Origin of the sequence: Bacillus sp. AFS023182, from assembly GCF_002560575.1 — a bacterium.
Taxonomy (GTDB): domain Bacteria; phylum Bacillota; class Bacilli; order Bacillales; family Bacillaceae_G; genus Bacillus_A; species Bacillus_A arachidis.
Map to the genome: position 1 here is coordinate 110,155 of NZ_NTRO01000001.1, position 17,951 is coordinate 128,105.

The 17,951-nt window shown below is 37.1% G+C and carries 19 protein-coding genes, 9 tRNA genes, 1 pseudogene and 4 riboswitches; of the genes and pseudogenes, 2 read left to right on the forward strand and 27 right to left on the reverse strand.

Going from position 1 to position 17,951, the window contains the following annotated elements:
* Window positions 1–6: 6 nt before the first annotated feature.
* From kdpB to tenA, 16 genes are all read right to left on the reverse strand, one after another.
* On the reverse strand, window positions 7–2,097 hold the full coding sequence (gene kdpB, locus CN288_RS00565) for a potassium-transporting ATPase subunit KdpB (protein ID WP_026592829.1): 2,091 nt from the start codon (window positions 2,095–2,097) through the stop codon (window positions 7–9).
* Between the two features lie 13 nt (window positions 2,098–2,110).
* On the reverse strand, window positions 2,111–3,778 hold the full coding sequence (gene kdpA, locus CN288_RS00570) for a potassium-transporting ATPase subunit KdpA (RefSeq protein ID WP_098301677.1): 1,668 nt from the start codon (window positions 3,776–3,778) through the stop codon (window positions 2,111–2,113).
* Window positions 3,779–3,797: 19 nt separating this feature from the next.
* Window positions 3,798–3,878, reverse strand: coding sequence for a K(+)-transporting ATPase subunit F (gene kdpF / locus CN288_RS00575; RefSeq protein WP_000972378.1), 81 nt, complete (start codon window positions 3,876–3,878; stop codon window positions 3,798–3,800).
* Window positions 3,875–3,979, reverse strand: a complete 105-nt coding sequence (locus tag CN288_RS00580) for a hypothetical protein (protein ID WP_026592831.1) — start codon at window positions 3,977–3,979, stop codon at window positions 3,875–3,877. Before CN288_RS00580 ends, kdpF begins: the two co-directional genes overlap by 4 nt.
* A gap of 101 nt (window positions 3,980–4,080) precedes the next feature.
* Window positions 4,081–4,226: riboswitch (cyclic di-AMP (ydaO/yuaA leader) on the reverse strand.
* 263 nt (window positions 4,227–4,489) lie between these two features.
* Window positions 4,490–4,720, reverse strand: coding sequence for a hypothetical protein (locus CN288_RS00590; RefSeq protein ID WP_026592832.1), 231 nt, complete (start codon window positions 4,718–4,720; stop codon window positions 4,490–4,492).
* A gap of 16 nt (window positions 4,721–4,736) precedes the next feature.
* Window positions 4,737–5,135, reverse strand: a complete 399-nt coding sequence (locus tag CN288_RS00600; RefSeq protein WP_026592833.1) for a hypothetical protein — start codon at window positions 5,133–5,135, stop codon at window positions 4,737–4,739.
* 96 nt (window positions 5,136–5,231) lie between these two features.
* A riboswitch (cyclic di-AMP (ydaO/yuaA leader) is annotated at window positions 5,232–5,377 on the reverse strand.
* 95 nt (window positions 5,378–5,472) lie between these two features.
* Window positions 5,473–6,285 (reverse strand): bifunctional hydroxymethylpyrimidine kinase/phosphomethylpyrimidine kinase, encoded by an 813-nt coding sequence (thiD, locus tag CN288_RS00605; protein ID WP_098301679.1) that lies wholly within the window; start codon window positions 6,283–6,285, stop codon window positions 5,473–5,475.
* Between the two features lie 16 nt (window positions 6,286–6,301).
* Window positions 6,302–7,321, reverse strand: coding sequence for a thiazole biosynthesis adenylyltransferase ThiF (locus tag CN288_RS00610; RefSeq protein ID WP_098301680.1), 1,020 nt, complete (start codon window positions 7,319–7,321; stop codon window positions 6,302–6,304).
* Complete coding sequence (locus CN288_RS00615; RefSeq protein WP_026592836.1) at window positions 7,314–8,084, reverse strand: thiazole synthase; 771 nt, start codon at window positions 8,082–8,084, stop codon at window positions 7,314–7,316. Before CN288_RS00615 ends, CN288_RS00610 begins: the two co-directional genes overlap by 8 nt.
* A 2-nt stretch (window positions 8,085–8,086) precedes the next feature.
* The gene (gene thiS / locus CN288_RS00620) at window positions 8,087–8,290 is read right to left on the reverse strand and encodes a sulfur carrier protein ThiS (protein WP_026592837.1); all 204 of its coding nucleotides are present in this window, start codon (window positions 8,288–8,290) and stop codon (window positions 8,087–8,089) included.
* 15 nt (window positions 8,291–8,305) lie between these two features.
* A complete protein-coding gene (gene thiO, locus CN288_RS00625; protein WP_098301681.1) occupies window positions 8,306–9,415 on the reverse strand; it encodes a glycine oxidase ThiO in 1,110 nt (369 codons plus the stop codon).
* Window positions 9,408–10,028, reverse strand: a complete 621-nt coding sequence (gene tenI / locus CN288_RS00630; protein WP_026592839.1) for a thiazole tautomerase TenI — start codon at window positions 10,026–10,028, stop codon at window positions 9,408–9,410. The genes thiO and tenI overlap by 8 nt, the downstream gene beginning before the upstream one ends.
* Before the next feature lie 10 nt (window positions 10,029–10,038).
* Window positions 10,039–11,040: an ABC transporter substrate-binding protein gene (locus CN288_RS00635; RefSeq protein ID WP_026592840.1), complete on the reverse strand. Its 1,002-nt coding sequence runs from the start codon at window positions 11,038–11,040 to the stop codon at window positions 10,039–10,041.
* Window positions 11,037–11,789 (reverse strand): ABC transporter permease, encoded by a 753-nt coding sequence (locus CN288_RS00640; RefSeq protein WP_026592841.1) that lies wholly within the window; start codon window positions 11,787–11,789, stop codon window positions 11,037–11,039. The genes CN288_RS00635 and CN288_RS00640 overlap by 4 nt, the downstream gene beginning before the upstream one ends.
* A complete protein-coding gene (locus CN288_RS00645; RefSeq protein WP_026592842.1) occupies window positions 11,786–12,535 on the reverse strand; it encodes an ABC transporter ATP-binding protein in 750 nt (249 codons plus the stop codon). Before CN288_RS00645 ends, CN288_RS00640 begins: the two co-directional genes overlap by 4 nt.
* Window positions 12,504–13,199 (reverse strand): thiaminase II, encoded by a 696-nt coding sequence (tenA, locus tag CN288_RS00650; RefSeq protein ID WP_026592843.1) that lies wholly within the window; start codon window positions 13,197–13,199, stop codon window positions 12,504–12,506. The genes CN288_RS00645 and tenA overlap by 32 nt, the downstream gene beginning before the upstream one ends.
* 85 nt (window positions 13,200–13,284) lie before the next feature.
* A riboswitch (TPP riboswitch) is annotated at window positions 13,285–13,387 on the reverse strand.
* A 61-nt stretch (window positions 13,388–13,448) separates the two neighbouring features.
* Window positions 13,449–13,560: riboswitch (TPP riboswitch) on the reverse strand.
* A 789-nt stretch (window positions 13,561–14,349) separates the two neighbouring features.
* On the opposite strand from tenA, the pseudogene CN288_RS29345 reads away from it, so the two are divergent.
* Both CN288_RS29345 and CN288_RS00660 read left to right on the forward strand, forming a co-directional pair.
* Window positions 14,350–14,550, forward strand: a pseudogene (locus tag CN288_RS29345) (M23 family metallopeptidase); the annotation flags it as partial.
* A gap of 6 nt (window positions 14,551–14,556) precedes the next feature.
* Complete coding sequence (locus tag CN288_RS00660) at window positions 14,557–14,889, forward strand: hypothetical protein (RefSeq protein ID WP_026592845.1); 333 nt, start codon at window positions 14,557–14,559, stop codon at window positions 14,887–14,889.
* Window positions 14,890–14,979: 90 nt separating this feature from the next.
* On the opposite strand, the gene CN288_RS00665 is transcribed toward CN288_RS00660, so the two are convergent.
* From CN288_RS00665 to CN288_RS00715, 11 genes are all read right to left on the reverse strand, one after another.
* Complete coding sequence (locus CN288_RS00665; RefSeq protein WP_098301683.1) at window positions 14,980–16,131, reverse strand: DUF3965 domain-containing protein; 1,152 nt, start codon at window positions 16,129–16,131, stop codon at window positions 14,980–14,982.
* Window positions 16,132–16,479: 348 nt separating this feature from the next.
* Window positions 16,480–16,899, reverse strand: coding sequence for a CBS domain-containing protein (locus tag CN288_RS00670; RefSeq protein WP_098301684.1), 420 nt, complete (start codon window positions 16,897–16,899; stop codon window positions 16,480–16,482).
* Between the two features lie 175 nt (window positions 16,900–17,074).
* Window positions 17,075–17,146, reverse strand: a tRNA-Glu gene (locus tag CN288_RS00675).
* A gap of 1 nt (window position 17,147) precedes the next feature.
* A tRNA-Asn gene (locus tag CN288_RS00680) sits at window positions 17,148–17,222 on the reverse strand.
* Window positions 17,223–17,225: 3 nt separating this feature from the next.
* Window positions 17,226–17,302, reverse strand: a tRNA-Ile gene (locus CN288_RS00685).
* A gap of 10 nt (window positions 17,303–17,312) precedes the next feature.
* Window positions 17,313–17,383, reverse strand: a tRNA-Trp gene (locus CN288_RS00690).
* 3 nt (window positions 17,384–17,386) lie between these two features.
* A tRNA-Thr gene (locus CN288_RS00695) sits at window positions 17,387–17,462 on the reverse strand.
* Window positions 17,463–17,481: 19 nt separating this feature from the next.
* Window positions 17,482–17,554, reverse strand: a tRNA-Phe gene (locus CN288_RS00700).
* Between the two features lie 10 nt (window positions 17,555–17,564).
* A tRNA-Asp gene (locus tag CN288_RS00705) sits at window positions 17,565–17,640 on the reverse strand.
* Between the two features lie 3 nt (window positions 17,641–17,643).
* Window positions 17,644–17,720, reverse strand: a tRNA-Met gene (locus CN288_RS00710).
* Between the two features lie 24 nt (window positions 17,721–17,744).
* Window positions 17,745–17,837: transfer RNA gene (locus CN288_RS00715), tRNA-Ser, on the reverse strand.
* Window positions 17,838–17,951 lie beyond the last annotated feature (114 nt).

Consider the following 17,951-nt stretch of genomic DNA (forward strand, 5'->3'; position numbering starts at 1 on the left):
TCTTCCTTATATAAACAGCCCTACAATTAGATCAATCACTTTAATCCCAATGAAAGGAACAATTACTCCCCCAAGCCCATAAATCAATAAATTGCGACCAAGTAATGCATTAGAACTCATCGGTTTATACGCAATCCCCTTCATTGCCAAAGGAATGAGCAGTGGAATGATAATTGCGTTAAAGATTAATGCTGATAAAATGGCTGAAAGCGGTGAAGTTAATTTCATTATGTTCAGTGCTTCCATTTGTGGAATTGCTAATGTAAACATTGCTGGGATAATCGCAAAATATTTTGCTATATCGTTCGCGATACTAAATGTTGTTAATGCACCACGCGTCATTAATAGCTGTTTCCCAATCCCTACAACCTCAATAATTTTTGTTGGGTTGGAATCTAGGTCAATCATATTCGCCGCTTCTTTCGCAGCTGTCGTTCCACTATTCATCGCTAATCCAACATCAGCTTGTGCTAGCGCTGGCGCGTCATTCGTACCATCACCTGTCATTGCCACAAGTTTTCCTTTATCTTGTTCTGCTTTAATAACTGCAATTTTATCTTCTGGCTTACATTCCGCAACAAATTCATCTACTCCTGCTTCTTTCGCAATTGTTGCTGCTGTTAATGGATTATCACCTGTACACATCACTGTTTTGATCCCCATTTGGCGAAGCTGTTCAAAGCGTTCACGCATACCAGGTTTTACAGTATCTTTTAAATAGATCAATCCATAAATGCGACTATCCACTGCAACTACAAGTGGCGTTCCACCTTCTTTTGAAATGAAATCTGCTTTTTGATTCAAATCTTTTGGAATCGTACCACCTTGTGCCTGCACCCACTCAATAACTGCATTAACTGCTCCTTTTCTTACTTTTGTCCCGTCAGGTAAGTCCACACCACTCATTCTTGTTTCTGCTTTAAATGGAACAAATTCACCTTGTTCTGCAAGCTCACTGTTGTATGATAAAGCTTTTGATTTTACATATTCAATTACAGAGCGACCTTCTGGTGTTTCATCTAACACCGATCCGAGTGCAGCCCATTTTCCCAATTGTTCGATCGTTTCATTTCCTACTGGGAGTAATGTATGTGCCATCCGATTCCCAAACGTGATCGTACCTGTTTTATCTAGAATAATTGTGTTAATATCTCCTGCAGCTTCTACCGCTTTCCCTGACATTGCTAACACGTTAAATTTCGTTACTCGGTCCATACCGGCAATCCCGATAGCTGATAATAAACCACCAATTGTTGTTGGAATTAAACAAACAAGTAGTGCAACAAGTACGGCTGTATCAATCTTAAACCCTAAATAATTTGTAAAAATCGGTAGTGTTACAACTACAATTAAGAAAATAAGAGTTAAACTTGTCAGTACTGTATTCAGAGCTATCTCATTCGGTGTTTTTTGGCGAGCAGCCCCCTCTACTAACGAAATCATTTTATCTATAAACGACTCACCTGGATTACTTGTAATTGAAATCGTAATTTCATCACTAACAACCATTGTACCGCCTGTTACTGAACAAAAGTCTCCACCTGCTTCTTTAATAACAGGAGCGGATTCCCCCGTAATAGCAGATTCATCAACTGACGCTAACCCTTTAATAACCTCGCCATCACTCGGGATCATTTCCCCTTGTTTTACAATTACAACGTCACCTTTTCTCAGTTCAGTCGCTGATACTTGAACGATTTTCCCATTTTCTTTTACGACGTTTGCAAATACATCTTTCTTCGATTGCTTTAGAGAATCAGCCTGTGCTTTCCCACGTCCTTCTGCTAATGCTTCTGCAAAGTTAGCAAATAAAACTGTAAATAATAGAATGAAAGAAACTGTTATATTAAACCATCCTGGTATACTACTAGAACCATTCGGAAGAAAGGATAAAATCAAAGTGATTATAAATCCAATTTCCACAACGAACATAATAGGGTTCTTTACCATTACTTTCGGATTCAATTTCGCAACAGATTGCTTCATCGCATGTTTCACAATATCACGATCCATTGTTTTCGCTTGTCTAACCTCATCTTCTACAACATGTACCCGTGATTGATTCACTTGTTTTTCTTTTACCACTACAGGTCTCATCATTTACCCTCCATTACTTCAATGTAAGAAATTCTGCAATTGGACCTAATACTAACATTGGGAAGAACGTTAACGCACCGACAATTACAATTGTCCCAATGAAAATTCCACCAAATAAACTATTATCTGTTCGGAATGTTCCGACTGTTTCCGGCACTATCGTTTTCTCTTTCAATGAAGCTGCAACAGCTAACATTGTAATTAAGCTGAAATAGCGTCCTAAAAACATAACTAAACCAGTAGTAATATTCCAAAACGGTGTATTATCTGCTAAGCCTTCAAATCCAGATCCGTTATTCGCAGCAGAAGATGTGTACTCATATACAACTTGCGTTAAACCGTGGAAACCTGAATGAGAAATTGCATCTGTTCCTAGATTTGTTGAAAGTGCTAAAGCCGAAAATCCTAAAATAAGCAATGGATGAAATAATATCGTTACTGCAATTAATTTCATTTCCTTACCTTCAATTTTCTTACCTAGAAATTCTGGCGTCCGTCCAACCAGCAATCCAGATATAAAAACAGCAATAATTGCGTACATAATGATATTAACGAAACCTGCCCCAACGCCGCCAAATACTGTATTTAACATCATATTTACAAGTGGTACCAATCCACCAATTGGTGTTAACGTGTCATGCATCGTATTAACTGCACCTGTTTCCGCTGCTGTTGTTACAGTCGCATACAGTGAAGAAAAAACTGTTCCAAATCGTACTTCTTTGCCTTCTGTACTTCCTTGTACATGTTCCATACCCATTTGATTTAATGCTGGATTTCCGTGTAATTCTGATGAAACAATGGTTCCAAATCCAATTAAAAACACCATAAATAAAGAAACGAAAAGGATACGTCCTTGTTTTTTATTTCCAACCATTCTTCCATACGTAAATGGTAAGGCTGTTGGCAATAGCATCATGAGCATCATTTGTAAAATGTTACTGATTTGTCCTGGGTTTTCAAATGGATGCGTGGAGTTTGCTCCGAAGAATCCACCACCATTATTACCAAGTTCCTTAATGGAAATGAATGAAGCTACAGGCCCGCGTAAAATATTTTGTTTCACGCCTTCAATCGTGTGTGCTGTAACCGCTCCGTCTAAAGTTTGCGGTACACCAAGCGCAACAAAAATCAGCGCTGCCACAAATGCAATTGGAAGAAAGACCCTTGTTAGAGCTCTTGTAAAATCTACGAAAAAATTGCCAAGTTCCTTACCTGCTAATCCTCTTATAAAAGCCATTACAAGCGCTAATGTTGTTGCCGGTGCAGCAAACATTAAAAATGTAATTCCGATTAATTGTGATAAATAAGATAATCCATTTTCACCGCTATAATGCTGCAAGTTTGTATCTGCCATAAAGCTGATCGCTGTATTAAAAGCAAGCGTTGGCTCCATGCCTTCAATATGTGCTGGATTTAACGGCAATACACCTTGTAACCTGAAAATGAAATATACGACAACAATCATAAAACCGTTAAGTGCAACTAATGATAATGCATACTGTTTCCAAGTTTGGTTGTAATGCTTAACACCCGTAACTTTGAAAATAAGCTTTTCAAAAGGTCCAAATACTTTATCTAGTTTTCTACTACCTTGAAAAGCTTTTTCTAAATAAATCCCCGTTGGCTTTGCTACAAGAATAAATAATAGCATTGTGATGACAACTGCAATCCAAATCATAATGAATGATTCCCCCTAATTAAAACTTTTCCGGATTTAATAGCGCATAAACTAAATACACAGTAATCGCTGCGACAATAACTGATAAGGCAATCATCATGATTGCTTCCCTTCTTTCACAACTTTATCTGACCAGCTTGCAAGCCCTATCATAGATGCTACTAATACAACAAAGATTCCGATCATCACTACATCTAGCATTCCAATCCCTCATTTCAAAATGTTAAATTTTACCATTTATCCATCAAAAAAAGAACACTGAGGCTCTACTCAGTGTTCAAAAATGAACAACACAAAAGTAAACCTCCTCTCCAAACGCTTACGAGGTTAGCTGTCGGATTCGGGCCTAAAGAGTAGCCCTACTTTCTTAATGAAAGATTCACCCCAAGTGACAATGCACAAAATTGGTTCCCCCGCTCCAAATACTTGGACTCAGCGATATCAGGTTGTTTTTGGAAATTTTTATAAACAATTTATGAATGTAAATATACTCCTCTATATTTAACTTGTAAAGAGGAGTATTTCCTAAAATAAGAAAAAATTCAATTATTTAAACGCTTACATTGGTTAATATTAATATTTTATCACCTGTTTCCTTGTCTTTTCTTTCTTTTTCATGAAAATAATCTTTTAAATATGAAAGAAAAAGAGCGAATTCATATAAGTGCCTAGCTTATTGCACTTAATCATTCGCTCTTTTTCATTCAAAATTTACCCTCTTCGCAAAAATGCACGTAAACTTCTTCCTCGAATATAAACTTGTGACAGTTCTACACGTACCTGCTCATATTCGATAATATCCGTTTCCAAATACAAACTCTCTTCTGATGGCAATATCATATATGGGTTTGGAAAACTAAGATCTAGCGCAGCCAATTCTTGAACTCGCTCTACTGATACCGCCCAACGATGTGCTATATCTCCAAGTAATAACACCTTCATCTTCGCTTCCTCCGCCCTATTCAAAAAATAAAAAAGAAATATTATCACAGTTCGTAAACACTACAAATTTAGCTCCAATTGTTTGATAGAGCCTGACTGGATAGCTTTTATTTCTTGTGACAACTGTAATAGGCGCTTGAAAAAAAAAGCGAATCCGTTCAGTGAAAAAGCTAACTGTTGGAAGTTCATCTCCTAGCAAGATTACTTTTTTGATTCCGCTACAAATGCTCGTTATATTTAGTTCCTTATCACAGCAATACGTTGATTCAAATCCACATGCTCGTACTTCATCTGCTACATGTTCATCTACTGTAAAAATAATCATATCACTTTGAAAAGGTACTAATTCTCGCAAACTATTTACCTTTTCCTCTTCTCCTACACAAATGAGTGTTAATTCTTTTTCCTCATCCATGCATTTCATCCCCCTTAGTATAAAAGAATTCCAATATAGTAATTTAATATTCTTTTACACTAATCAGATCGGTGAAGCGATGTGTCCATCCGTGCACCATCCCCTCTCAACACGCTTACGAAGTTAGCTGTCGGATTCGGACTTTGAGAGTAGCCCTACTTTCACCATGAAAGATTCACCCCTAGTGCTTATGCACGGTTTGGTTCCTCCGCTCCATTATCCGGACTCAGCGTTACAAAAAATAGATTCTGGCTGATATAATACTCCTAAATATGGAAAAAGTAAACAATAAAAAAAGCCAGTTATACAACTGGCTTCCTCATCAAATTTCGAATGTTTATGCATGAGTTTCTTGACGTTTATATGCAAAGTGATTCGTTGGTCCATGACCGCTTCCAATATTTAATCGCTCTTCAATTGCTATACTAATAAATTGTTTCGCTTCCCATACTGCTTCTTCCATTGTATATCCTTTTGCAAGCCCTGCCGTCACAGCAGATGCAAATGTACAACCGCTACCATGTGTTTGTTTAGAATCAATTCGTTCGCTTTTAAATTCAATAAACCGCTCACCATCAAATAATAAATCAATCACTTCGCTACCTTGATAATCCGCATGCCCGCCTTTCATAAGAACATATTTCGCACCTAGTCTATGCAATTCTTTTGCAGCTTCTTTACTGTCTTGAGTGTTGTGAATTTCCATCTCTGTTAATACCTCTGCTTCCGGCACATTCGGAGTAACAACTGTAGCAATGGGCAATAAATATTCCTTTAATGCTTGCACAGCTTCCTGTTGTAACAATGATGCTCCACCTTTTGCAATCATCACAGGATCTAGTACAATATTATTCCAGCCAAACTTTTTAATATTTTCTGCAACAACTTTGATAATTTCACTACTAAATAGCATACCAAGCTTAACAGCATCTGGTGTTAAATCTGCACCAATTGAATTTAATTGCTCTCGGATCCCTTCGGTTGCAACCGGATATACCCCTTGCACGCCGAGCGTGTTTTGAGCTGTAATAGCAGTAATCACTGTCATTCCATATACACCAAGCTCCTGAAATGTTTTTAAATCTGCTTGAATCCCAGCACCGCCGCCACTATCAGATCCAGCAATTGTTAATGCTTTATTCACTTTCATCTCACTCACCCTTTTTCTATCCAAAATAACAATGATAAATTGTTTTTGCTTCTACCATATCTTTCGTTCCATGTACGAGAACACGGCCGTCTTGAAACGCAACCAGTCTCTTCCCTTCAACTGAAAATGACAATAAATATGGATTCACCATTAAATCTGCTACGCGATCACGTAATAGCTCTTTATATCGCTCAAAATCTAGTTGTTCTTTATAAGGCGGTCTAATTTGAACCGTATTTCTCCCACATAAAACTGCAGTTTTCGATGTATTCTCTTTATTTAAATATGGATAGAGCGCTTCCTTACTACATGATGGACAATTATGTTTTCGAAGTTTTTGCACCTTCATACATGAATATTCGTTTTTCCATACATCAAACGATACAAGCCCATCCCGAAGCGATTCATAATCCTCTACTAAAATTTTCAGAGTTTCTGTAACTTGATGAGAAACAACGAGAGATACAGCAGGTGAAATGATACCTACTGTATCACATGTTGCTCCGCCAAGCGGAATAGATTGTAGTAAACAAGATAGACATGGCGTTTTTCCTGGTAAAATCGTATAAGAAAGGCCATAACTTCCTACACACGCTCCATAAATCCATGGAATAGAATATTTTTGCGATATATCATTAACAATAAAACGTGTTTCAAAATTATCAGTCGCATCAATCATTACATCGACATTTGCAACAAGTTCTTCTAATTCTGCTGCTGTTACATCTTGAACAAAAGCTTCTACAGTTACATTGCTATTAATCTCTTGCAAGCGCCTTTGTGCTGCTATAGCCTTCGGAAGATTATTTTTCACATCCTCCTCACAATACAGCTGCTGACGTTGTAAATTGCTCCAATCAATATAATCGCGATCCACAATCGTCACATGGCCAACACCAGCCCTTACAAGCATCTCTGCGTTCGCACTACCAAGTGCTCCCGCGCCGATAATTAATACATGTTTTTCTCCTATCTTCTGTTGCCCTTTTTCTCCAATTGGAGAAAATAACTCTTGGCGAGAATATCGATTATTCAACTACGCTCATTCCTTCTAACGGGCTACTTGCTGTTGCGCAACGTTTACGTGCAATACGTCCTGCTTCAAACCCTAAACGTCCTGCATGAATACCTAGCTTCATTGCTTCTGCCATTTTAATAGGATCTTTCGCGCCAGATACAGCTGTATTTAATAGCACGCCATCCGCTCCTAATTCCATCGCAAATGCTGCATCAGCTGGGCTCCCTACACCAGCATCCACAATAACCGGTACTTTTGCTTGTTCAATAATAAAACTTAAGTTTAATGGATTTACAATTCCAAGTCCTGAACCAATTGGTGATGCACCAGGCATAATCGCATGAACGCCAAGTTCTTGTAATTTACGTGCTAATACAACATCATCAGATGTATAAGGAAGAACAATAAATCCTTCTTCTAACAACATTTCAGATGCTTTTAAAGTCTCCACTGGATCTGGTAATAACGTTCTATCATCACCAATCACCTCTACTTTTACCATGTCACAGAGCCCTGAAGCTTTTGCTAATTTCGCAATCCGAACTGCTTCCTCAGCATTTTTTGCCCCTGCTGTATTTGGAAGTAATGTATACTTTTTCACATCAATTTTTTCTAATAAATTGGGTTGCTGTGCATCAAATATATCCATACGACGTACCGCAAATGTTAAAATCTCTGCCTCTGATACTTCAATTGCTTTTCTTTGCACATCATAATCAGAAAATTTCCCTGTTCCTAATAAAAGTCTAGAATTGAATGTAAATGGTCCAATGTTTAACATAATCAACCGCCTCCTACGAAAGTTACAATCTCAATTTGGTCTCCATCAAAAACAGATGCACTTTGATGATCTTCTTTTGTTAAAATATCTGTATTGCGTTCTACTACAACAATCTTTGTATCTAATCCTAAATGCGTAAGCAATTCTGCTACCGTCTTAATACTTTCTGGCACCTCTACTTGCTTACCATTAATTTTTAAATTCAAACTTCCATCCCCTTTCTAAACCGTTTTAGAAAGCAATGAGTCTAGCAAGTGATTCCCTTGCTTTCCTTCTATTAAATCTGCCATATATTGACCAGAAACAGGACTTAATAAAATTCCATTTCGGTAATGACCAGTACAAGCATATAATCCCTTTATTTCTTCATGCGCCCCCATATAAGGAACCTCATGATTAGATTGCGGGCGTAATCCCGCCCATGCACTTTCCCATTCGGCTTCTTTCAAAGCCGGCAAGATGGTATAAGCACGTTCTAATATCGAAGTAATACTTTCTGGTCGCACAGACTTATTAAACGTATGGGGCTTCATCGTTGCTCCAATTACATAGCGTCCACCACGTTTTGGCGCGATATAAAATCGCTCTTGGAAAATAGGAGATTGCAACAATGGTTTACGGCTCTTTACAGCAACAACTTCTCCTTTTACAGGATATGTCCCCCACTCTTTATCAAAGTGATGAAGAAGTTTTGTACTCCATGAACCACCGGCAATTACTACCTTTTCACATGCAATCATACCTTCATTCGTAATGATTCCTTCTACTCGGTTGTTTTCTATTTTGATATCAAATACTTCTGTTTCTTCATATATATCAGCACTAGAAATGGCTGCAGAGTGTGCAAACGCCTTTGTAAGTTCCGGTGCAATAACATGACCGTCTTTTGGATAATATACAGCGCAGGTGATCGATGAAGAGAGAAAGGGCTCTTTTTCATGCAGTTCATCTCCTGTCAGAAAATATGATTCTTCACCTGTTTTCTGTTGCCAGTTCATAATATCTAGTATTCTTGTCTTCTCATCTTCATTTTGGGCAATACGGTATATCCCTTTCTCTTCATATCCAATATCAATACCCGTTTTTTCACGTAAAGCTTTAGCAAGTTGCGGAAATATTGCACGGCTTTTTCTAGCAAGCTCAAATAGCGGATCGTACGCATCCCATTCCGCCTGTACACCAAGTAAACCTGCCGCTGCCTTAGAAGCTTCAGACGCAATCCTTTGTTTCTCAATAATTGCAACTTGGTATCCTCTTTCTGCTAGAAAATGTGCAACTGAACTACCCATTACACCACCGCCAATAATGGCTACATCATACTTCTTACTCATGATTTTCCGCCCACTTTCTTATTGTTTCCTTATACAATCTTGCTTTCTCATATGGATTACGATCGCTTACAATCCCAGACATAACAGCAATACCACTCACACCAGTTCTAAGTACTTCTACTGTATTTTTTGGTGTGATCCCTCCGATAGCTGTAATCGGTATCGTTAATCGCCTTGCCATATCTGAAATTTCTTCTAGCCCCCTTGCCGGAACACCCTTCTTACAATCTGTTGGAAATACATGACCATACACAAGGGAATCTGCACCGTTTTTGAAAGCTGTTATCGCTTCTTCTAAAGAATGCACAGAATAACCAACATGCAAATAAGAAAATCTCTCCTTAACTAACCTAACATCAGCACTTCGATATCCCAATTGTACGCGAGGGATGTGTAATAGAATCGCAATATCAATTCGATCATTCATCACAAGTTTAGATGCGGGAAAGCCTCTTTTTAAAAGACTTTCCACACCCTCATATAACTCTTTCGTATTTTTTTCCCGCTCACGAATATGCAAATAATCAATCTCACTCTCAATTTGCATCGCTGCATTCGCTAACTCTTCGAATGTCATCTGACCATTTGAGATAACATGGAGTTCGTCTGTCATATTCACTCGCCTACTTTAAAATGTTTTCAAATAATTCATTGGCAGGAACGATTTCTTTTGTCATTCCTTTTTCTTTCAGCCATTTATTTTGCTGTTCCCATGATTCTTTCGTATCTGATAAAAATGGCTCATCTTTCGTTTCCATTTTCTCTAATAAAATTTTCATGCTTTCTTTTTCAACTTCTGGTACAAGTGGGAAATTTTCTTTTTCTTGATGATCTAATAAAATACCCAGTGCTTCATCTGGATTTTTCTTCATGAAGTCATATCCTTTTTTCGCACCACGTAAAAATGCTTGCAATGCTTCTTTATCTTTTTTCAATGTTTTGTCACCTGTTACAAAAACAAGCTCATGATAATTTGGCACGCCATATTCAGCTGGGTTGAAGTACGCTGGTTCATGGCCTTGATGACGCATAACAGGAACTTCATGGTTAATATAAGCTCCAGTAACAGCATCTACTTTTTTCGTAATTAGCGCTGGTACTAAATCAAATCCGACATCTACTACTTTTACAGTATCAGGATTACCACCAGCTTCTTTTATCATCGTTTTTAAATATGCTTCACTTAAAGGTGTTCCAGAATAACCAACTGTTTTACCTTCTAAATCTTTTGGTGAATTGATTCCCGCCGATTTTAGCGATACAACATGATTTAATGGTGAGCGAACCACAGCTCCAATTGATTTCACTGGAATTTGTTCATTTGCTTTTGCCATAACAACATCTGGTTGATAATATAAACCGACTGTTACTTTTCCTGCTGCTGCTAATGTTAATGGATCTGTTGGGTTAGAAGGAAATTTAATATTCACCTTTACTCCTTCTTCTTTAAAGTATCCCTTTTCAATCGCCGCATAAATAAAACTATGCACTGCATTTGGATACCAATCGAGCATAACCGTTACTTCTTTCTCAGTCTTTTTCTTCTCTGATGCTGAATTACTAGAACATCCTGCAATCATTGCAACTAATAATGTAAACACAAAGATGCGTTTAAATAATTTCATGAATGTTTCCTCCAACTAATGAATTTCTTTTCTAATATAGAAACAAGTAATACAAATAAAATGGCTAGTAATGATAAAAGTACAATCGGTGCAAACACACCAGCTCCATCTAACTGCGTCATCATTCGTTTACTAAAGTATCCTAAACCAGCTTGTGCCCCAAGCCATTCACCAATTGCCGCTCCAATTACACTAAGCGGAACAGCAATTTTTAAAGCAGAGAAAAAGTACGGAAGTGCAGATGGCAACTTTAACTTTAGAAAAATGTCTTTTTTCGTTGCACCATATGTTACTAAAAGCTCCTCCCACTCCTTTTTCGTGCTGCGCAATCCATCATACGTATTTACCGCAATCGGGAAAAATGTAATCAAAACCGTAACAACTACCTTGCTCCAAATTGAATATCCAAACCATAAAACAAATAACGGTGCTAATGCTGTAATTGGAATTGTTTGTGAGGCAACTAGCAACGGATAAAACGCTCTTTCCACCCATGTACTAGCATTCATTAACATCGCTAAGCCAACACCCAGTACGACGGAAATAACAACTCCGATTAAAACTACATATAAAGTCGCTGGCAAATGAACAGTGAATAATATGTCACGCAGCGCCCATAGTTTAGCTAGAATTGCAGTTGGCGATGGTAGAATATACATCTCATCTACAATTCTAGCTCCCACTTCCCAGGCTACGAGCAGTATGCTACTCAAAATCAGTGCAGGTAATAACTCCATCACACGTTTCATACGAGCACCTGCCTCTGTAGCATATTAAGCAATTCATCTTTTAAAGCTAATATTTCAGGTTTATGCAAATCTTTTCTTGAGCGATCAATTTCAAGAGGAACGATACGCTCTGTTAAAGTTGTAATAGGCTGCTCTGTCACAACAAAAATCCGATTGGAAAGAAACAGCGCTTCCTCTACATCGTGTGTAATAAATAAAATGGTTTTTTGCCACTGTTTCCATTGTTCAAACAACCATTCTTGCAACGTTGCTTTCGTTAATGCATCTAATGCGCTAAAAGGTTCATCTAACAATAAAATGTCCCCGCCTGTTAATAAAGTTCGAATAAAGGATACTCGCTGCCGCATACCACCTGATAAATCTTTCGGATATTTGTTCTCGTATCCTTGTAAACCAAATTGTTCTAACAGTTCGCTTGCCTTAAGATGCGCTTCTTTTTTCTTTATCCCTTGACACTCTAATGGCAATGCCGCATTTTCAATAATCGTCCTCCACGGCAGAAGCATATCTTTTTGTGGCATATATCCTACAGGATGACTCGTTGTTTCTGTCAGTTGAATGGTTCCAGCCCCCGCATCTTCTAAACCTGTAATTAAACGAAATAATGTACTTTTGCCACAGCCACTCGGTCCAATGATGCTAACAAACTCTTTTTCTTGTACAGATGCATCTAGGCCCTTTATAATTGGCTTTTCATCATAATGAAAAGAGACATTATGAAACCGTAGTATGCTCTTGCTCCTCAAAACCCCACATCTCCTTACGGTACGCCATATCCCAGAATAAATACTCAAATCGGCTGGAATATAAGAAAATTTCTTCTAATCGAGCTAACTCTTGTTCAGACTTTCCTTCAGCTAGTTCATTTAACAAATCTATTAGCCACGTGCAAAGACTTCCATACTCTTTTGAGCTATATCCTTGAATCCATTCACCGAAAAATTCGTGATCTCTTGCTCCCTGAATATCATTTAAACGTTTTCCAATTTCCCAATAGCTCCACATACATGGAAGAAGCGCCGCAATTAACTCCGCAAGCGTACCATTTTGAGATACTGACATCATATAGTTTGTATACGCTAAATTTTTAGCAGACGGCTTTGCTTCTTCCATCTCTTGAATGGAAATACCAAGACGTTTTGCATACTGTTTATGAATCGTCATTTCCCCATTTAATATGCCATCTATTTGTTCTGCAAACTTTGCCATAACTTGTGGATTATTTGCTTTCACAACGCCAATCGCATATAGTTTTGCATAATCTAGCAAATATAAATAATCTTGTATGATGTAATATTGGAATTTATCTTTTTCTAACGTACCGTCCCCCATTCCCGTTACAAATGGGTGATTATGACTTTTCTCCCAAACAGGCTGCACAGTCTCAAATAATCTCTCACAAAACTTCATTTATATTTCCCCTTCCTTTACATCTATTTATCCAAATAAAAAACCACTCCTATATAAGAAGTGGTTACAGCAAATAAAGATACATTTATCCGTCGTTCCACTTCCCTTCGCTAGTATTACCTAGATCAGGTCCGTAAGGGTTAAGGATTATTCCTCTCTCAGCACATAAAGCACCCCTAGTGGTTTCTACTATTAAATTGTTAAATAAAAAAGCCCCGTTTCTTTACGCAAAGAAACGGGGACTTGTTGTCAATGTCCAAGTTGCTTCCCTACGCTAGCATAATCTAGATCAGGTGATTAAAGGATCAAAGACTTACGGTCTTACTCTCAGCTGGCAACACCAGCTCTCCTAGCACAATATGAAATTACCATAGTCAGTATAACACTGTCATGGGTCATCAGCAACTGTTTTCATTTATTACAATCTCATTCATGATTAGCGGTCTAATCTTTACATCAAGGCTCTACGTTCCATTTATGTAAAATATGAAACATAAATATTTATACAGGTATGAATTCCCATCGGCCTATAATAATTACAAAACGATTTTTCAACATATACGTTGCTGCTATGAAAACAAAAGAAGACCTACTCTCATTTTCTCTTTCTATTTTAACTTGGCATAAGGCAAAAAAAAGCGCTGACTGCCTCTATGTATGAGCAGATTTTCTCCCATACCTAAAAAACTTCCCTTTCGTTTTTTAATTCACATTTATATATTGATTCAGAAAATAGCAACTATCTCTTTATCCATATTCTAATAGTTATTTATCTGTTATTCTTGTAGTATATTTCGATTCCATTAAAAAACGGTTATTTTTTCTTGTTTCATATTACAGTTATGTGAATAATGCACAAAGTATTATATCTTTATACTATAATAAAAAATATATTAATACATCTATGGGGGGCTAATATTAGATGAAACAGAAAGCTACAGCTTTAACGGCAACTACTGTCGCAGTCACATCTCTACTTCCATCCATAAATCAAGTAGAGACACGCACTGTAGCATCTCAGCAATTGCCTACAAAAAACACTCAATATATAAAACTCAATTCAAAAATACCCTATTCTAATAATAAAATGAATACAAGAAATAATTCTAACTCCATAAAAGCAACAAATATTTCATTTACTAAATCTACTAAGCTATATACAACCGTTTACGCTCATATGAAAAACCGTTCCGTACAAATTGGTGATCAAATTCAGACCAGACAATTATTAAGACATATGGGAAATACAAGCCACTCATTTGAACAGCATCTCCATTTTGAATTACATAATGATGAATGGAATTTTGAAAAAACAAACGCAGTAAATCCACTGCATTATTTAGTTCGGTAATATTATATGCCACGTAATATCCCTTTAGTAATTGAGTATTTGGCTTTTCTGGGTTTAATCTGTTGTTTAGTAATTTACAATACTAACATTGTTTTTTTGAGTATTGTTATCTTGTTTGTTGCTATCGAATCTTTGATGGAAGCCTTCAAAATCCGACTAAAGAAACAAATTTCTCATATATATACTGCATTTATTATTATCGGCGGTTTAATAACAAATATTATTTATAGTGGTTTTCATATTGCTGCGATATTCCCTGTATTTTTTATCGCAGTGCTACTTATTATTTCCCAATATATTTACACTCCTGATTACCGTAAAAAACAACAAGAAGTTTAGAACATCCTTCTACATTTACGACTGAAAAAGGGATCTCACTTTGAAGTGAGATCCCTTTTTCATATATTCATTATCTTGAAAAACGTTTCTTTATCCACACGCATATCGTTCATAAATAAAATTTAAATTATACTTCTTCTCTAAACCCATTCGTTGTTCATCATCGCACCAGTAAAATAAAATATCGTGAATCGTTGCATAACGCTTATTTTTTAGAAATTGTTTAATAAATGACGGTAAACAATCATGTAATTGTATAAATATATAATTTCGCAAGATTTCTTCTTTATATTCAATTCCCTTACAAACATACATCAACTCTTCACAATAATATGCATGTTGCGGAACTTGAATCATTTCAAAAAATGGTACGTATGATAATAGTTTTCCAATGAAATGCTCGTATTGATTCATAAACTCAAATGACATGTACTCCATCATTTCCTTCATTACATAAAGATAGTCATCCACATGTGTGGTCTTTAGCGGATTAAGACGATCAGAAATCTGGGCAATTACTGCCCTTTGGCATGCAACAACAGCACGACTTGGCCCATAATATGTTAAAAAATCCGTACACTTACGATACTTTTTTAATAAATCATATATGTATAAGTCATAAACATATGTATTACAGTATATTGCTAAATTCATCATTTCTTGATCTAATTCTTCTTTGGACAATAATTTTGCCTGTTTGCAAACACAAAAAAATGTAAGTTCCATTACTTCCTTATGAGACAATAGCTTTTCACATTTTTCAGTACATTCTTCATTAAATTTAATTCTTTCCCATATCATTACATCTTCATTTTCTAATTCGCCGATTCGATACTTTACAATTAAGTAGTTCCACGCCACAACCTGTGTTAAAATGTCCCACACTTCGTATTCCATAGATGTATGTACGAATTCATCTAATTTATGATTCATCATAAATGTATAAGCTTCTTTATACCAACCAATTTTCTGACATAAATGAACAATACGAACTAGAGTTGGTATTTCATCCTTATGAAACTGTGGTAAGTCCTTCACTTTATCCATTCCATATAAGATAAACGGAATCAGGTTTTCTTGTTTATAAAATTCTTTTTCTTTCCAGGCTAAAATTGTCCGCTCTTTTCCTTCGCCTTTTGGATGATTTGGTACAAGTAAAGAAAATAAATCCGCAAAATTATTTGGTTCCACATAGACATCTGTAACCAAATTCCAATTGGGGTTGCTCTGTACATCCCTCATATCATTTCCCCTCCATTTCTATTTATATATGAAATTTTCGATGACTTACTAGATAATCATAATGCTATATATATTAATATATTCAAAAACCCTTATGAAACTTATATTTATTATTATATCATTTTTTAACATAACAAAAATTAGTAACGAACATCATTAACCAAATTTTAAATGGACGTAACATTTGTCATTATTTAAATATACTCCGTTAAGTGTATATATCTATGAATAACATGTTGGATACGTTTTAATAACAATATAGTCTTATTCGTATTATTAATAAAACGTATCCGATTTTACCTATTCCCTAGCATCTAAATATACTGTATTTCAACCCACACCTACACTTTATTCTTTATGCTCAGAAATCTCACTTAAAGCTACCCCTGCCTGATCATCAGCTTTTTCTGCTATTGCTAAATCACCTAGTGCTAACATCCCAACAAGCTCGCCATTCTCAACTACAGGTAGCCTTCTAATTTGATGCTGCGCCATCAACTCCGTAGCCTTTTCAATAGAGTCATCAGGAGAAACGGACACGATTCCTGTAGTCATGATATTTGTAATTTTATTAGAACCAGGATGTTTCTCAGCAATTCCACGAACAACTAAATCACGATCAGTGACAAGACCAACCACTTGATTGTTCTCTACAACTGGAATCATTCCAATGTCTTCTTCTTTCATTTTCACAGCAGCTTCATATACATTATCTAGTGGTGTACATTGTACAATATCAGTACTCATAAATTCTCTAACTGTTGTCATGTAGCTCTATTCCCTCCTTTTTATACATACTATAGCTTTTCCAAATTCCCTTTATTTATTTCATAATAAATAGAGGAATTTTAGATTGATGATATCGTATATTAGAAAAGAACAGAATTCTCACATGATGTTTTTCACAAGAAAAAAGAGCCAGCTAATTGCTGACTCTTTTGTATGACCCGTACGGGATTCGAACCCGTGTTACCGCCGTGAAAGGGCGGTGTCTTAACCACTTGACCAACGGGCCATGGCTCCGCAGGTAGGACTCGAACCTACGACCGATCGGTTAACAGCCGATAGCTCTACCACTGAGCTACTGCGGAATATGGTGGGCCTAAATGGACTCGAACCATCGACCTCACGCTTATCAGGCGTGCGCTCTAACCAGCTGAGCTATAGGCCCATATTTTCTACAGGGGCAGTAGGAATTGAACCCACACCGGAGGTTTTGGAGACCTCTGTTCTACCTTTAAACTATGCCCCTAAGTGGTGCCGGCTAGAGGACTTGAACCCCCAACCTACTGATTACAAGTCAGTTGCTCTACCAATTGAGCTAAGCCGGCTTTCCAAAAAAAAAAAAGATGGCTCGGGACGGAATCGAACCGCCGACACGAGGATTTTCAGTCCTCTGCTCTACCGACTGAGCTACCGAGCCTTTATGTAAATGGCGGTCCCGACCGGGGTCGAACCGGCGATCTCCTGCGTGACAGGCAGGCATGTTAACCACTACACCACGGGACCATTTGGTTGCGGGGACAGGATTTGAACCTGCGACCTTCGGGTTATGAGCCCGACGAGCTACCAGACTGCTCCACCCCGCGACGATATCATATTCTTTTTTTTAATGGAGGAGGTAGAGGGATTCGAACCCCCGCGCGATTCTCACCGCCTGTCGGTTTTCAAGACCGATCCCTTCAGCCAGACTTGGGTATACCTCCATAAAAAAATCAAATAAATCTTTTATTCATGTCTATATGTTTTATACAGACCATTTAACAATCTATTAAATCAAATCCTATCTCATTTTACAATAAAAATGGAGGAGGTAGAGG

Bases quoted from the DNA above. Each gene is read 5' to 3' on its own strand.
- CN288_RS00600 (WP_026592833.1), bottom strand. From the start codon at position 5,135: ATGGATGAGGAAAAAGAATTAACACTCATTTGTGTAGGAGAAGAGGAA.
- CN288_RS00580 (WP_026592831.1), bottom strand. From the start codon at position 3,979: ATGCTAGATGTAGTGATGATCGGAATCTTTGTTGTATTAGTAGCATCT.
- CN288_RS00660 (WP_026592845.1), top strand. From the start codon at position 14,557: ATGCCACGTAATATCCCTTTAGTAATTGAGTATTTGGCTTTTCTGGGT.
- tenI (WP_026592839.1), bottom strand. From the start codon at position 10,028: ATGACAGACGAACTCCATGTTATCTCAAATGGTCAGATGACATTCGAA.
- CN288_RS00615 (WP_026592836.1), bottom strand. From the start codon at position 8,084: ATGTTAAACATTGGACCATTTACATTCAATTCTAGACTTTTATTAGGA.
- kdpB (WP_026592829.1), bottom strand. From the start codon at position 2,097: ATGAGACCTGTAGTGGTAAAAGAAAAACAAGTGAATCAATCACGGGTA.
- tenA (WP_026592843.1), bottom strand. From the start codon at position 13,199: ATGAAGTTTTGTGAGAGATTATTTGAGACTGTGCAGCCTGTTTGGGAG.
- CN288_RS00640 (WP_026592841.1), bottom strand. From the start codon at position 11,789: ATGAAACGTGTGATGGAGTTATTACCTGCACTGATTTTGAGTAGCATA.
- CN288_RS00590 (WP_026592832.1), bottom strand. From the start codon at position 4,720: ATGAAGGTGTTATTACTTGGAGATATAGCACATCGTTGGGCGGTATCA.
- CN288_RS00635 (WP_026592840.1), bottom strand. From the start codon at position 11,040: ATGAAATTATTTAAACGCATCTTTGTGTTTACATTATTAGTTGCAATG.
- CN288_RS00670 (WP_098301684.1), bottom strand. From the start codon at position 16,899: ATGACAACAGTTAGAGAATTTATGAGTACTGATATTGTACAATGTACA.
- thiO (WP_098301681.1), bottom strand. From the start codon at position 9,415: ATGAGTAAGAAGTATGATGTAGCCATTATTGGCGGTGGTGTAATGGGT.
- CN288_RS00665 (WP_098301683.1), bottom strand. From the start codon at position 16,131: ATGAGGGATGTACAGAGCAACCCCAATTGGAATTTGGTTACAGATGTC.
- kdpF (WP_000972378.1), bottom strand. From the start codon at position 3,878: ATGATGATTGCCTTATCAGTTATTGTCGCAGCGATTACTGTGTATTTA.
- kdpA (WP_098301677.1), bottom strand. From the start codon at position 3,778: ATGATTTGGATTGCAGTTGTCATCACAATGCTATTATTTATTCTTGTA.
- thiD (WP_098301679.1), bottom strand. From the start codon at position 6,285: ATGAAAGTGAATAAAGCATTAACAATTGCTGGATCTGATAGTGGCGGC.